The following is a 14,671-nucleotide window of genomic DNA, read 5'->3' on the forward strand; positions in this document are numbered from 1 at the left end:
AACGGCCGTCCCGCTTGCGGAAGGACGAGCCTTCACCGCATTGCAGTTGCGGCGTTTCGGGAGGCGGCGCACCGACTTGAAATCCGTTAAGTGCTGCCGCCTAGACAGGAACCATGATGCCCAAAGCAACTCTTGCCGAACTTCAAACCCTTCTCGAACGCCTGACGACGGAGCAGCACGCGCTGATCGACAGCGCGGCCCGCCACGGCGAGTCGATCCACAGGGCCGAGTTGCGGACGATCGCCGAACTGGAAAATGCGATCGCCGCCGTGCTCGCGCTGATCGACGAGCGTGGGACCGGCCGTCCGGCACGCTAGACGGTCCCGAAAACCAGGTCAGGCGCCACCCCGGCGGGGTGGCCGGGGCTTCGGTCTGCCCGTCAGGCCGTCTCCGCATCGGGCGCGGCCGGATACGCTTCCGCCAGCGCCTTCGCGATCACCGCATGCGCGATCCGGATCATGCGATCCGCGCGCCGGCGGGCCAGCGGGGCGTTGCCGGCAATGATCGCCTCGCACACGCCCTGGTGCCCGACGAATGAGGTCTCCAGCATCTCGTGCGTGCGCGTATGGGCGATGTATCGGTAGCGGAGGGCCTGCTTCTCGATCCCGTCGACGATCCGGACCAGCGTCTTGTTCCCGGAATGCCGATGGACGGCGCGCGTGACCGCGACGTTGCGCTCGAAGAACGCGGGCACGTCTCGCTCCGCGAGGGCCTGCTCGAGCGAGGCGACGAGCTGTCGCAACTCCTCGTGCGCGTCGGGCCCGGCATTGCGCGCGGCGCTGGCCGCGGCCAGCCCTTCCAGGGCCGCCCGGCAGGAATAGACCTCCTGGAGATCCTCCCTGCTGACGGGCGCGACGCGGACGCCGCGCCGGGCCGATCGGACGATGAGGCCGTCCGCTTCCAGCATCTTGAAGGTCTCGCGCACGGGCGAGCGGCTCACGCCGTAACGCCCGCAGATATCCTCTTCCGTCAGGCGGAGGCCGGGTTCCAGCCGTAGGAATATGATCTCATCGGAGAGGACGCGCCACAATTCGGCGGCGATGAAGGAGGGGAGCTCGAACCGCTTCACCGATGCCGGGCTGGCTGGATCGCCCGGGCGGGGCGGCTCGGAGCGGTCTGCGGAGGAGGAAACGGAGGGCTGAAGGGGCGAGGACATCGGATCGGCAGGTGGAACAATTTTGAGCGCGTAGCTTAGCACCGGTTCGGAATACAGTATACAGAGCGTAGCCCTCTTCCTTCCATTCCTCCCCTGCAGGCTCCGATGACACACGGCAGCGGCGATCCGTCCGCGATCCTCTCGATTGACGTCTTCCCGGTCCGCATGCCGCTGAAGAAGCCCCTCGTCATGTCGACCTACCGCATCGATGACGGGCCGGCGCTGTTCGTTCGCGTACGCACGCGCTCGGGCCACGAGGGCTGGGGCGAAGCCGCGGCATCCCCGGTCATGGCCGGCGAGACGCTGGAGGGGATGCAGGCTGCCGTTCGGCATCTGATCGCGCCGCATCTGATCGCCGAATCGGCTCTGGACCGCGCGCGTCTGATGCGCAGGCTCCGCACGAGCCTGTACGGCAATGGCGGTGCCCTTGCCGCCGTCGATATCGCCCTTCTCGATCTGGTCGGACGCATCCGGAACGTGCCGGTCGTGGACCTGCTGGGTGGCGTGCAGCGCCGCACCGTCGATCCGCTCTGGCTGATCGGGGGAACGGGGAGCCCCGACGAGGTCGTCGAATCCGCGCTCGCGCTGCGCGCGCAAGGGTTCCGGGCCTTCAAGCTCAAGGTCGGCGTTGCCGATCTCCTCGACGAGATCCGGACGGTCGCGCTTCTCCGGGATGCTCTGGGCGAAGATTGCCTGATCGCGGCGGATGCCAATATGGGCTGGGACGTCGCGACGGCACTGCGCTTCGCGCGCGCCTCGGCGGAATTCGGGCTCGCCTTCCTCGAACAGCCGGTGGGAGCGGGGGATTTTCCCCGCATGAAGGCCGTGGGCCAGGGCTCCCCCGTCCCGATCGGGATCGACGAGAGCATGCACGGAGCCCACGACATTCTCGCCCATGCGGAAGCCGGGGCGATCGGCGGGGTGAGCCTGAAGACGATCAAGCTCGGCGGCGTCGCGCCGCTCGTCGCCCTCGCGGGGACCTGCGACACGCTCGGCCTGTCGGTCAATCTCGCGATGATGATGGAATCGAGCCTCGCGACGGCGGCGATGGTCCATGCGGCCTGCGCCGTCCCGCGGATCGACTGGGGCCTCAGCCTCGGGAACCTGTGGCTCGCGGAGGATCCCGTTTCGGCCCCGATCGCCTGCGCGGATGGCGTCGTGCGCTGCCCCGAGGGGCCGGGTCTCGGCGTCACGGTCGACGAGCGACGGCTGGCGGATCTGGCGGCCTGAGGCGGCAGGTTCAACTCGACGTCGTCCGGAAGGCCCGCGCGCTCGGCCGTACGTCCCAGCCGCGTCGTCGGCTTGAGGCCGCATTGCTTCCACGATCGGCCTCATGCCGAGAAGGCGCGGCTCGAAGCCCGCATCGCCGCCCTCCGGCGCGGGGCCTCCCGGACGCGCCTGCCTACAGGTAGAAGTCGTCCGCGCGCAGATTGATGTGGTTTCGGAGCGAGATGGCGAAGTCGGCCCGGCCGTCTCCGTTCACGTCGCCGCTGACCACGGTGTAGCCGCCCGAGACGGTCGCGCGCAGTTCTCCGGCCTGATGGCTGAAAGCCTTCGTGCCGATGAAACTGAAGGCCTGGTTGCCGGCGACCTGACTGTTCGCGTCGAGCGGGCGCAGGTCGATGCGATCCCCGTGCGAGCGGTAGAAGTCTTGGATCAGATCGCGTCCGGCGCCATCGACCGTGCTGTCGGACAGGGCCGTGAAGAGGAAGGTGTCGGCCCCCGTCCCGCCGGTGAGGATGTCGCGGCCGCCGAGACCGCGCAGGATGTCCGCTCCCGCCTTGCCGTCGATCTTGTTGTCGCCGTTGTTGCCGATGATCGTCTGGGCGAACCCGTTGCCGGTGAGGTTGATCGCGGTGGTCGACGCCGCTCCATAGATGGCGAAGTGCTCGATCTCGCTGCCGGCGGTGAGGACGTAGCTCGTCGTCGTCGAGACGCGATCATGGCCGCCGCCGACGCTTTCCAGCACCTGGTCGCGGGCGGAATCGACATAATACGCGTCATCCCCGCCGAGGCCGCGCATGATGTCCGCGCCGCCCTTGCCGTCGATCTTGTTGTTGCCGGCATTGCCGACGATCGTCTGGGCGAATTCGTTGCCGGTCAGGTCGATGGCGGTGGTCGACGCCGCGCCATCGACGTCGAAATGCTCGATCTCGCTGCCGGCGGCCAGGGTGTAGCTGACGGTGGTCGAGACGCGATCGGTGCCGCCGCGAGCCGTCTCGATGACCTGATCGCGGGCGGAATCGACGAAATAGGTGTCGTTGCCGACTCCGCCGACCATGACGTCGTCCCCGGTGCCGCCGTCGAGAGTGTCGTTGCCGGTACCGCCGTCGAGATAGTCATTTCCGCCATCGCCATAGAGACTGTCGTCGCCCTCTTCGCCGTAGAGGCCGGCCTCGATGCGCTTCTCGACAAATCGGACTAGATTAAACTGCGGAGCGCTAGAGTCTTGATAAAAGAAGTAGGCGGCGTCGTCATCGTCTCCTCCACGGAGAACGTCGTTTCCGCGACCGCCTCGAATGAGGTCCCTTCCTCCGCCGCCGAAGATCGTATCGTTTCCTGCGTCGCCATGTAGGCCGCCCGATATTGTGCCCTCGCGATAGCTGGTTATGACTGAGTAGGCTATATCAAACCCGTCGTCGCGTTCAGCGAATGTGAATACTGCGTCGTCTTGGTCGCCACCATAAATGATGTCGTTGCCGTCGCCGCCTCGGATTAGATCGATCCCTTCGTCGCCGTAGATCGTATCATTCCCGTCATCGCCGTGCAGGCCGCCGATAATTGATATCGTCCATTTCTGATATGTGGATCCGTATCCGCTAAAATATAGATCAGCATATGGTGCATCATTGTCTTTGCCGCCGCTGAGTGAGTCGTCTCCGCGGCCTCCTGAAATATAATCTATTCCGTTGTTTCCAAATATTGTGTCTGGGCCTGTGTTGCCATAAAGGCCAGCCAGAAATGATTTATTAGGATTTTGGTTGTCTGGGCTGTAAGATTGTGAGGAATTTGCGTCGTCGCGATCGCTGCCCGCAATCACGTTGCTGCCGTGGATGAGAAGACCGGGCGGATTGGATATCCAGCGGAAACTTGGAATTGCAGCCATGATCTACCCCATCATCGGGGGCACGCGTATCACAAAGTAAGATTGTCGCCATTAAGCATTTGGTCGTCCCCGACGGCTGTCATGCTTCGGCCATCTCGTCCTTAAAATGCGCTCTGGTGTTGCCATCCCGCATTGAGGCCCCCGCGCCCCTTCTATAATGTCCGCACAAAATCGGCCCGTGCGATCGTCACGGGCCATGAACCGCCGCGGGCGGGTCTCCTGGGGGAGCCGCGGTTCCGGCGGGTGTGTGGGGCAGGGGGGATTATGCGAAGCGTCGCGTCCGTGATCGTGGAGATGCTGCAGGAGGCAGGGGTCGATCGGGTCTTCAGCGTATCGGGGGAGAGCTATCTCGGCCTGCTGGACGAGTTGGAGCGGCGGAATTCGATCTCGGTCGTGACCTGCCGGCACGAGGGTGGGGCCGGCATGATGGCCGCCGCCGATGCGAAGCTGACCGGGCGGCTCGGCGTCTGCATGGTGAGCCGGGGCCCCGGCGCCGCCAATGCCGCCATCGGCATGCATGCGGCCCATCAGGACACGGTGCCCTTCCTCCTCCTCGTCGGTCAGGTGTCCAAGGCGCATCTGCGCCGCGACGCCTTCCAGGAGGTCGATTACGCGAAGTTCTTCAGCGGCACGGCCAAGTGGACGGCCGAATTGTCCGAGCCGTCCCGGGTCGCGGACGTCATGTCGCGCGCCATCCATGCGGCCTGTTCGGGCACGCCGGGTCCGGTCGTCGTCTCGCTGCCGGAGGACGTTCTCGGGGAACTCGTCGAGGGGCCGGTGCCGCGGCCGCACCGGCTGGTGGCGGGCGGGCCGGACGATGCGGCCCTGGCCGAGGTCGCGGTGCACCTCGCCCGCGCCGAGCGGCCGCTCCTGATCGCGGGCGGCGAACTCGCCGATGCGGAAGGGCGCGCGGCGCTGCTGGCCGCCGCCGAGGCCTGGCAGGTGCCGGTCATGTGCAGCTTCCGCCGGCACGATCTCTTTCCGAACCGGCATCCGCTCTTCGCGGGCGAACTCGGCTTCTTCAACACGCCGGACCAGTTGAAGCGCCTCGCCGAGAGCGACCTGATCCTCGCGGTCGGCACGCGGCTCGGGGATCTGACGACGCACGGCTATACGTTCCCGGTCTCGCCGCAGCCGCCCCAGACGCTCGTCCACGTTCTGCGCGATCCGGACCTCCTCGGCGTCAATTACGTGCCGGATCTGGCGCTCGCATGCTCCGCGCGCAGCTTCCTGCGCGATCTCGCCGGCAAGGCTCCGGGCGTCGTGCCCGATCGCGGGACGTGGCCCGAGGACCTGAAGACCGTCCTCGAGCCGGTGACGACCTGGGTGCCGAAGACCGCTCCGGACGGCGTCGTCTTCGGCAACGTCATCGCCGAACTCGGCCGGCACATCGCGCCCGATGCCATCGTCGCGATGGATGCCGGCATCTCGGCGGGCATGATGTACCGCTACTACCCCTGGACCCCGCCGCAGATCCTGCTCACGCCGATCGCCGGCACGATGGGCTGGGGCATGCCCGCCGCGGTCGCCGCCGCGATGCGCCATCCGGACCGGCAGGTGATCTGCATGATCGGCGACGGCGGCATGCTCATGGGCGGGATGGAACTCGCCAATGCCGCCGAGCACGGCCTGCCCATCACCATCATCCTCGCCAACAATGCGAGCTACGGCGCGATCCGGCTCAATCTCGACCGCGCCCATCCGGGGCGGCGCGTCGCGACCGATCTCCACAATCCCGACTTCCAGATGCTGGCCCGCTCCTTCGGCTGCCGCAGCTTCGGCATCGAGCGCGAGGAGGACGTCGCGCCGGTCCTCGCGGAGGCCTTCGCGACGAAGGGGCTCACCTTCGTCGAGGTGAAGACGAGCCTGTCCGTCGCCCTCCAGCCCCGCCCGGCCTGATCCCACCCGCTGCGCGATCGTTCGACCCCGGAGACCCCATGCAGCCGAGACTGGCCTATTTCGAGAACTGGATCGACCCGGAGGGGCCGCGCCGCGTCGAGCGGTCGGGCGGGATCGATCTCCTGCGCCTGTCCTACGACGCGCCGGAGGACGAGAACTGGGCCGCGCTCGCGACGGCGCACGGCTACCAGATCGCGCCGCGCAGCGAGCTGAAGGAGCCCTGGTTCGGCACCGCCGCGCTGCTCGCGCGCTGCCCGAGCCTTCTTGCCATCTCCTCGACCGGTGCCGGCTACGACATGGTGGATGTCGAGGCCTGCACGGCGGCGGGCGTGATCGTCTGCAACCAGTCCGGCACGAACGACGAGGCGGTGGCGGAGCATGCGCTCGGGCTGATGCTGTGCCTGTCGAAACAGATCGTCCAGAGCGACCGGGCGCTCCGCCGGCAGGCCGGGATCGACCGCTTCGCCTTCACCGGCCGCGACCTCCTCGGCAAGACGGTCGGCATCGTCGGCCTCGGCCGGATCGGGGCACGGCTGGCGGAACTCTGCGGCACGCTCTTCGCGATGCGGGTCCTCGCCGTCGACCCCTATCTGTCGGCCGCCGAAATCGAAGCGCGCGGCGCGGTGAAGGCCGATCTCGCCGAGATGCTGCGGGAGGCCGATTTCGTGTCGGTCAACTGCCCGCGCAGCGCCGAGACCTTCGGGATGTTCGGCGCCGACGCCTTCGCGGCGATGAAGCCGACCGCCTATTTCGTCACGACTGCGCGGGGCGGAATCCACGACGAGGCGGCGCTGGCCGAGGCGCTGCGCGCGGGCCGCATCGCCGGCGCCGGTCTCGATGTGTTCCTGACCGAGCCGCCCGGTCCGGACCATCCGCTGCTGGCCTTCGACAACGTCGTCGCCTCGCCCCACATCGCCGGCGTCACCGAGGAGGCGGTGCGCAACATGGCGACCGCCGCGGCCGAGCAATGGCAGGACATCCTCGCCGGTCGAGCCCCGCCGCGTCTCGTCAATCCTGAGGCCTGGCCGCTTTATGCCCGGCGGTTCGAGGCGGTCTTCGGGCGCTCCCCGGCCACCCCTTAGCAGGCATCTTGTCCGGACAAATCGCCGTGCTAAGACGGTGCGAGCGGGCGCGTGATCCCGCGTCGCAACGGGGGGCGCGCGATGGTGAGCATGGTCAAGCAGGTCGGGCCAAACCGGTTCCGCGAGACGTCCGGACGGTATTACGAGGATTTCGAGGTCGGGCACGTCTACGAGCACCGGCCGAACCGGACGGTCACGCAGCAGGACAACATCTGGTTCACGCTGCTGACCATGAACACGCATCCGCTCCATTTCGACGAGGAATACGCGCGGCATTCGGAATTCGGCCGCTGCATCGTTGCCTCGCCCCTCACGGTCGCGATCCTCGTCGGCATGAGCGTTTCGGACGTGAGCCAGAAGGCGATCGCCAATCTCGGCTGGCGCGAGATCCGGATGCCCGCGCCCGTCTTCGCCGGCGATACGCTGACGGCGGAGACGGAGGTGACGGACAAGCGCGAATCCAAGTCGCGGCCGACGGCCGGCATCGTCGGCGTGCGCACGCGCGGCTTCAACCAGGACAAGGTGCTGGTCTGCGAATTCGACCGCTCGATGCTCATCCCGAAGCGCGGCCACGGCGTCGACGACCGGGCCGATTACTGAGGGGCTTCGAGCATGCCGCGGGGACGTGGAATCCGGTTGTCCGAGACCGGCATGCGATTCCCAGTGAATTAGAGCATGTCGCCGTTGTGCTGCCCCATGGCCGGGACGGCGAGGCGCGGCTCGGCCGGCTCGTGCAGGAAGCGGATCACCGGCGCGAGATGGGGGCGGCCGGCCTCGTCGCGCAGCACGGCGCCACGCGCCTCGACCTGTGGGTCGGCGAGGGCCTCCGGCAGGGTGTTGACGGGCGCGAAACAGACGTCGAGCGGCTCGAACCAGGAGACCCATTCCGCGAGCGGACGGGTGCGGAACGTCTCGGCCAGGAAGGCGACGACGGGCGCCTGATGCGGGCCGGGGCCCTGTTCGCAGAGCGGGGCGAGATCGAGCCGCCCGAGCGCCGACAGGAGGTTGCGGATGAATTTCGGCTCCTGACCCGCAAGCGTGAGGTGCCGGCCGTCGGCCGTCTCGTAGATCCGGTAGAAGGCCGAGCCGCCGGTCGTGCGCTCGTGTTTCGGGATCGGCTGGCGCCCCTCGGCGAAGGTCGGGCCGAGGACGTTCGTGGTCGCCGCGAGCACGCTCTCGTGCATCGAGAGGTCGATATAGTCGCCCCGGCCGGTCTGTGTGCGGCGTAGGAGCGCCATCAGGATCCCCGACAGGCCCTGGAGCGCGGTCAGGATGTCGGCGACCGGAAGGCCGGGTATGGCCGGCTTGTCGTCCTCGCCGAGCGTGATGCCGATCACCCCCGCGAGGGCCTCGGTCGCCATGTCGTGGGCGGGCCTGTTGCGGTAGGGTCCGGACTGGCCGAAGGCGCTCAGCGAGGCATAGACGAGGCCCGGATTGCGCGCCGACAGCGTCGCGTAATCGACGCCGAGCCGCTCGGCGACGCCGGGGCGGAAGGCCTCGATGAAGACGTCCGCCGTGTCGACGAGCCGGAGCAGGCGCTCGCGCTCCTCGGGGTTCTTCAGGTCGACCACGACGCTCTTCTTGCCGCGGTTGACGTTGCGGAAGAAGACGGTGTCCGGCCCGTCGCTGAGGCCGATATGCCGCCCCGGATCGCCTTCGCCCGGCGCCTCGACCTTGATCACCTCGGCGCCGTGATCGGCGAGGCTCATCGAGAGGTAGGGGCCGGGCAGGAAGACCGAGAGGTCGACGACCCGAATGCCGCGGAGCTTCATGCGGGACCCCGTGCCGGGTTCGACGAGGAGAGCAGCGCGTCGCTATCCGCGCCGAGGGCCGAACAGGCTGCCTGGGACAGCCGCTCGCCGCCGATCCGGATCGGGTTGGCGAGCACGCGGAAATCCGCCTTCGCGGGGTGGGTGAGCGTTCGGACCATGTCCGCCTCGGCCATGAAGGGGCTCGCGAAGGCCTCGGCGACGTCATGGATCGGGGCGACCGGCACTTTCCCCGACAGGAGCCCGAGCCAATGGGCGGTCGACTGTGTCGACATCGCCGCGTCGAGCGCCTCGGTCAGTTCGCTGCGATGGGCGCGCCGGAGGGCCTGGCTCGCGAAGCGCGGATCGGCCCGCAGCGACTCGCTGCCCAGCGCATCGCGCAACTGCTCCCAGAACTTGGCCTTCATGCACATGACGTAGATCCAGCCGTCTCGCGTCCGCACGGTCTGGACCGGCGCGAGCGACGGATGGGCGCTGCGCGGCTGGCGGCCCGGCACCTCGCCGCCGTTGAGGTACCAGGTGCCGGAATAGGCGAGCTGGTGGACGGCGACGTCGAAGAGGCAGGTATCGACGTCGCAGCCCTCGCCCGTCGCGCGTGCCCGCATCACGGCGGAGAGGAGCCCCACCATGCCGGTCATGCCGGTCATATAGTCGATCATGGACTGGCCGGTCCGCGAGGGCGGCCCGTCCGGTTCGCCCGTGAGGCTCATGAGCCCGGATTCCGCCTGCATCAGGAAGTCGTAGCCGGGCCAGGCCGTCCGGGAATTGCCCCGTCCATAGGCGGAGATATGCAGGCACACGATCGAGGGCTTGATCGACCTCAGGCCGGCATAATCGATGCCGAGCGTCGCGGGCAGGTCGCCGCGCAGGTTGTTCATCACCGCCTCGGAGCCGGCGACGAGGTCGTGGAAGGCGCGTCGCCCCTCGGGCGACTTGATGTCGAGCGCGACGCTGCGCTTGTTGAGGTTGAAGGTCTGGAAGTACTGGCTGTCGTTCTCGCCGAGCGCGTGCGGTCCGACCTGCCGCGAGGCATCGCCGCCCGTCGCCGGATTCTCGACCTTGATCACCTCGGCCCCGAGATCCGCCAGGGTCATCGAGCCGTAGGGTCCGGCCCCGAATTGCTCGAAGGTGAGGATGCGGAGCCCGGCGAGCGGTTTCACGAGAGGCGGTTCTTCTTGAAGATCTGCTTGGCGATGATCATCCGCTGCATCTCGTTCGTCCCCTCGCCGATGCACATGAGCGGGGCGTCGCGATACAGGCGCTCGATGTCGTATTCCTTGGAATAGCCGTAGCCGCCGTGGATGCGCAGGGATTCCGTCGCGTTCTCGAGCGCGGCCTCGGAGGCGAAGTATTTCGCCATGCCCGCCTCCATGTCGCAGCGCTGGCCCCGGTCGTAGGCGGCGGCGGCGTCGAGGGTCAGGAGGCGTGCCGCCCGCGCCCGGGTCGCCATCTCGCCGATCTTGAGCTGGATCGCCTGGTGCTCCGCGATGGGCTTGCCGAAGGTCTGGCGGACACGGGCATAGTCGACGGCGAGCTGCAGGGCCGCTTCCGCCACCCCGACGCCGCGCGAGGCGACGTTGATGCGGCCGAGTTCGAGCCCCCCGGTCGCCTGGAAGAAGCCCTCGCCCTCGACCTCCCCGATGAGGTGATCGGCCGGAATGCGGTAATCGTCGAAGACGAGCTCGCCGGAATCGATGCTCTTGTAGCCGAGCTTCTCGAGCTTGCGGCCGACCGTGAACCCCTCCTGCTTCGGAGCGATGAAGAGGCTCATGCCCTTGTAGCGGGGCTCGGCGGCGGGATCGGTCTTGACGAGGAGCGCGAAGCAGCTTCCCTCGATGCCGTTCGAGATCCAGGTCTTGGTGCCGTTGATGACGTACTGGTCGCCCTCGCGGCGCGCCGTCATCCGGATGCCCTGGAGGTCCGTGCCGGCATCCGGCTCCGTCAGGGCGAGCCCGCCCCGGACCTCGCCGCTGGCGAATTTGGGCAGCCACAGCGCCTTCTGCGCCGGCGTGCCGAATTTCTCGACCGCCATCGCCAGCATGAGGTGCGAGTTGAAGATGCCGGTGATCGCCATCCAGACGCTGGAGATCTTCATCACGATCTGGGCGTAGGTCGTCGCCGGCAGGCCGAGCCCGCCGTAATCGGGCGAGATCGTCGCTCCGAACAGTCCGAGTTCCTTCATCTGCTCGACGATCGCGGCCGGATAGCGGTCGGCGTGGTCGTAGTCCTTGACGAAGGGCCGGACGTCTCGTTCGAGCCAGCGGTCGAGCGTGTCGAGGAGCTGGTTTTCGTCCTCGCTGTCGATCGTGCGAGGCGCGAGCCGGGCGCTCATCGGGCGTCTCCTCCCATCATCGACATTGGGGCCGATGTTGTCCGGACGAGTAGCGTCGTCGCCGTCAGGGTGTCAAGGACGAACCTCCGCACCCTGCCGATGGCCGTGTCGCCGCGCGCCGCTGAGCCCTCCAAGAGGCGGGTGCGCCCTCGATCGAGCGTCGCGTGATTGACTCGCGGGGATCGGACGTCGAGTGTCCGGTCAAATCATCACATGCCGGAGACGCCGGCCATCCGGCCGCGACGAGCCTCGGCGAAGGGGAGACGCAGACGTGGTTCTGGACCGAGGAGACGGGGCGGGAGCCATGGGCGAGGCCGAGCCCGCCGATCTCCTGGCGCGCTGCGCCCTGATCGCGACGAGCACCTGGTCGGACGCGCTGGACGAGGCCGGCCTCGACGGGCTCGTCGAAGGCTTGCCCCGGCGAAGCGGCCAGGGGCGTTTCGCCGCCTTCGCGAGCACGGCGAAACTGTCCGTCGCGCCGCGCGGCACCTACCCGAAGGGCCAACTCGGCGTCGGCGAGATCATCGAGGCGGTGGGGGCGGGCGGGGTGCTCCTCGTGGAGATGGGGGGCGCCGTGGTCTCGACCTTCGGCGGCCTCGCGGCCCGCGCTGCCGCCGCGAAGAACGTCGCCGCCGTCGTGATCGACGGCGCCTGCCGGGACCTCGACGAGATCGTCGATTCCGGGCTCTGGCTGGCCAGCCGCCACGTCACGCCGCGCACGGGGAAAACGCGGGGACGCCTCGACGCGATCGGGGAGCCGGTCGTGATCGGCTCGGTCACGATCGCGGCTGGAGACCTCGTCGTCGGGGATGACACCGGGCTCGTCGCCATCCCGCGCGACCGTCTGCGCGACATCCTCGCCATCGCCGAGGCGAAGCGCGCGACGGACGATGCGGTGGAGGCCGGCCTGCGGGCCGGACTCACCTTCGCCGAGGCCGCGCGCCGCGCCGCCTATCTCTGACGGCGGGCCGGGCCCGGCTTACGCCATCCGGTGGACGGCGCAGAGCTTGTTGCCGTCCGGATCGCGCAGATAGGCGAGGTAGAGCTGGCCGACGGGCGACTCGCGGATGCCGGGCGCGTCCTCGATCGAGACGCCGCCGTTCTCGATTCCCGCCTTGTGCCAGGCATCGGCCTCGGCGGGGCTTTCCATCGCGAAGCCGATCGTGCCGCCATTGGCGTGGCAGGCCGGCTCGCCGTCGATCGGCGCGGTGATCAGGAAGCGGCCGCCGCGGTGGCTGTAGATCAGGCGGCCCTTCGGGTCCTGAACGGCGGGCTTGCCGCCCGTGGCCGCGAAAAGCGCGTCGTAGAAGGCCCTCGAACGCGCGATGTCGTTCGTGCCGATCATGATGTGACTGAACAAGGATTCCTCCGTCCGTGGCCCGGCATCGAGGCCGAGTCGGGGCCGGAGTGTCGCGCGATTGCCGGCCGGAGGGAAGGGAGCCCGGAGGCCCGCGCAGCGAGGGCCGGCGCATCCCGCGGGCCGTCATGATCCGGTCGCGGAGGTCATCCTTTGAGTTGATTCCGTCACACGGCGCGACGAGTATGATGCCGCGACGCCCGGCGATGTGCTCCGGCGTCTTCGCCATCCGGCACCCGGCCCGGATCTTCCGTCACATGCAGCAGTGAGGACCCGAACAATGGGATACGTCACGACCAAGGATGGCGTCGAGATCTTCTACAAGGACTGGGGACCGAAGGACGCCCAGCCCATCGTCTTCCATCACGGCTGGCCGCTGTCGTCGGACGACTGGGATGCCCAGATGATGTTCTTCGTGCTGAACGGCTATCGGGTCGTCGCGCATGACCGGCGGGGCCACGGCCGCTCGACCCAGGTGAGCGACGGCCACGACATGGACCATTACGCGGCCGACATCGCGGCGGTGGTCGAGCATCTCGACCTGCGCGACGCCGTCCATATCGGCCATTCGACGGGAGGCGGCGAGGCGACGCGATACGTCGCCCGTCACGGGCAGCCCCAGGGACGCGCCGCGAAGCTCGTCATCATCGGCGCCGTGCCGCCCCTCATGCTGCAGACGCCTGCCAATCCCGGAGGCCTGCCGCTCTCGGTCTTCGACGGGTTCCGCAAGGCGCTTGCCGACAACCGCGCCCAGTTCTTCCTCGATGTCCCGTCGGGGCCGTTCTACGGCTTCAACCGCGCCGGCGCGGCGACGATCGAAGGCGCCATCCGGAACTGGTGGCGGCAGGGCATGATGGGGAGCGCCAAGGCCCATTACGAGGGCATCAAGGCCTTCTCGGAGACCGATTTCACCGAGGACCTCAAGGCCATCGAGGTGCCGACGCTCGTCATGCACGGCGACGACGACCAGATCGTGCCGATCGCCGATTCGGCGCTGCTCTCCGTCAAGCTGCTCAGGAACGGGACCTTGAAGGTCTATGAGGGATATCCGCACGGGATGTGCACCACCCATGCCGATGTCATCAACACCGACCTCCTCGTCTTCGTGAAGGGCTGAGGTCCGGTCCCGGCCGCGTCCGCGGGCATCCTCAGCGGACGACGACCGACGGGTCCGACCAGCGCAGATACCGTTTCGGCGCGTCCCCGAGCTCGCGCCGGAACATCGCGGTGAACGCGCTCGGGCTGTCGTAGCCGATATCGAGCGCGACGCTGGTCACGGGTTCTCCCGTCCCGAGCCGCGCGAGCGCCTCGAGCAGCCGCACGCGCTGGCGCCAGGCCGAGAAGCTCTGCCCGGTCTCGCGCCGGAACAGCCGCGTGAAGGTGCGGCGGCTCATGCCGCCATGCGCCGCCCAGTCGTCGAGCGTCATGCACGAGCTCGTATCGGCCAGCACCGCCTCGCAGACCCGTGCGAGGCGGGGATCGGCAGGGATCGGGACATGGAGCGACACTTCGGGCATCCGGCCGATCTCGCCGAGGAGGAGATCGACGATCCGCCCGTCCCGCGCCTCCTCGTCATAGAGAAGCGGCATGCAGGTCACTTCGTCCATCAGCGCCTGGAGCAGCGGCGAGGCCCGGATGAGCCGGCACTTGCGCGGGTAATCCGGCACGGAATCCTGATCGATGTAGAGCGTCTGGATCTCCGCATCGCCCCAGGACCGGGACTGATGGACGATCCCGGGCGGGATCCAGAATCCGTGGCCCGGCGGGATCACGAACCCGCCGTGATCCGTCGTCATCGAGGTCACGGCCGCGATCTGGAGGACGAACTGCCCTCGCCGATGGGCGTGGCGCGTGCTCGTCGTGCTGGCGGGATAGCACGCGGCCATGGCCGCGACGGGCCGCGGCACGCTCTGGATTCGGCCGGCGTACCGGGCCGCTGCCTCGGGGCCCATTTCCGGCGAGGGACGCTC

The 14,671-nt window shown here is 68.2% G+C and carries 14 protein-coding genes; 7 read left to right on the forward strand and 7 right to left on the reverse strand.

Features of this window, described 5'->3' with window-relative positions:
* The first annotated feature begins 116 nt into the window (after positions 1-116).
* Complete coding sequence (locus tag EV668_RS14400; protein WP_133771166.1) at positions 117-317, forward strand: hypothetical protein; 201 nt, start codon at positions 117-119, stop codon at positions 315-317.
* Positions 318-379: 62 nt separating this feature from the next.
* Here EV668_RS14400 and EV668_RS14405 read toward each other — a convergent pair whose 3' ends face one another.
* Positions 380-1,069: a GntR family transcriptional regulator gene (locus tag EV668_RS14405; protein WP_166652472.1), complete on the reverse strand. Its 690-nt coding sequence runs from the start codon at positions 1,067-1,069 to the stop codon at positions 380-382.
* 192 nt (positions 1,070-1,261) lie between these two features.
* Between EV668_RS14405 and EV668_RS14410 the strand changes: the two genes are divergently transcribed.
* Positions 1,262-2,386 (forward strand): mandelate racemase/muconate lactonizing enzyme family protein, encoded by a 1,125-nt coding sequence (locus EV668_RS14410; protein WP_133771171.1) that lies wholly within the window; start codon positions 1,262-1,264, stop codon positions 2,384-2,386.
* A 172-nt stretch (positions 2,387-2,558) separates the two neighbouring features.
* On the opposite strand, the gene EV668_RS14415 is transcribed toward EV668_RS14410, so the two are convergent.
* Complete coding sequence (locus EV668_RS14415) at positions 2,559-4,262, reverse strand: calcium-binding protein (protein ID WP_133771173.1); 1,704 nt, start codon at positions 4,260-4,262, stop codon at positions 2,559-2,561.
* 264 nt (positions 4,263-4,526) lie between these two features.
* Here EV668_RS14415 and EV668_RS14420 point away from each other — a divergent pair, with 264 nt between their 5' ends.
* From EV668_RS14420 to EV668_RS14430, 3 genes are all read left to right on the forward strand, one after another.
* A complete protein-coding gene (locus EV668_RS14420; RefSeq protein WP_133771175.1) occupies positions 4,527-6,161 on the forward strand; it encodes a thiamine pyrophosphate-dependent enzyme in 1,635 nt (544 codons plus the stop codon).
* A gap of 38 nt (positions 6,162-6,199) precedes the next feature.
* Positions 6,200-7,243, forward strand: coding sequence for a hydroxyacid dehydrogenase (locus tag EV668_RS14425; RefSeq protein WP_133771177.1), 1,044 nt, complete (start codon positions 6,200-6,202; stop codon positions 7,241-7,243).
* A 90-nt stretch (positions 7,244-7,333) separates the two neighbouring features.
* Positions 7,334-7,843 (forward strand): MaoC family dehydratase, encoded by a 510-nt coding sequence (locus EV668_RS14430; protein ID WP_208111544.1) that lies wholly within the window; start codon positions 7,334-7,336, stop codon positions 7,841-7,843.
* A 68-nt stretch (positions 7,844-7,911) separates the two neighbouring features.
* Here EV668_RS14430 and EV668_RS14435 read toward each other — a convergent pair whose 3' ends face one another.
* The 3 genes from EV668_RS14435 to EV668_RS14445 are packed head-to-tail and all read right to left on the reverse strand — an operon-like array spanning position 7,912 to position 11,344.
* Positions 7,912-9,015, reverse strand: coding sequence for a CaiB/BaiF CoA transferase family protein (locus EV668_RS14435; RefSeq protein WP_133771179.1), 1,104 nt, complete (start codon positions 9,013-9,015; stop codon positions 7,912-7,914).
* Positions 9,012-10,172, reverse strand: coding sequence for a CaiB/BaiF CoA transferase family protein (locus EV668_RS14440; protein ID WP_133771181.1), 1,161 nt, complete (start codon positions 10,170-10,172; stop codon positions 9,012-9,014). Before EV668_RS14440 ends, EV668_RS14435 begins: the two co-directional genes overlap by 4 nt.
* A complete protein-coding gene (locus EV668_RS14445) occupies positions 10,169-11,344 on the reverse strand; it encodes an acyl-CoA dehydrogenase family protein (protein WP_133771183.1) in 1,176 nt (391 codons plus the stop codon). The genes EV668_RS14440 and EV668_RS14445 overlap by 4 nt, the downstream gene beginning before the upstream one ends.
* 271 nt (positions 11,345-11,615) lie before the next feature.
* Between EV668_RS14445 and EV668_RS14450 the strand changes: the two genes are divergently transcribed.
* Positions 11,616-12,305: an RraA family protein gene (locus EV668_RS14450; RefSeq protein WP_208111545.1), complete on the forward strand. Its 690-nt coding sequence runs from the start codon at positions 11,616-11,618 to the stop codon at positions 12,303-12,305.
* Positions 12,306-12,323: 18 nt separating this feature from the next.
* On the opposite strand, the gene EV668_RS14455 is transcribed toward EV668_RS14450, so the two are convergent.
* Positions 12,324-12,704: a VOC family protein gene (locus EV668_RS14455; protein WP_133771185.1), complete on the reverse strand. Its 381-nt coding sequence runs from the start codon at positions 12,702-12,704 to the stop codon at positions 12,324-12,326.
* A 277-nt stretch (positions 12,705-12,981) separates the two neighbouring features.
* On the opposite strand from EV668_RS14455, the gene EV668_RS14460 reads away from it, so the two are divergent.
* Positions 12,982-13,818, forward strand: coding sequence for an alpha/beta fold hydrolase (locus EV668_RS14460; protein ID WP_133771187.1), 837 nt, complete (start codon positions 12,982-12,984; stop codon positions 13,816-13,818).
* A 31-nt stretch (positions 13,819-13,849) separates the two neighbouring features.
* Here the strand turns inward: EV668_RS14460 and EV668_RS14465 are convergent, their stop codons facing one another.
* Positions 13,850-14,608, reverse strand: coding sequence for an AraC family transcriptional regulator (locus tag EV668_RS14465; protein ID WP_245513183.1), 759 nt, complete (start codon positions 14,606-14,608; stop codon positions 13,850-13,852).
* Positions 14,609-14,671 lie beyond the last annotated feature (63 nt).

Origin of the sequence: Enterovirga rhinocerotis, assembly GCF_004363955.1 — a bacterium.
Lineage (GTDB): Bacteria > Pseudomonadota > Alphaproteobacteria > Rhizobiales > Beijerinckiaceae > Enterovirga > Enterovirga rhinocerotis.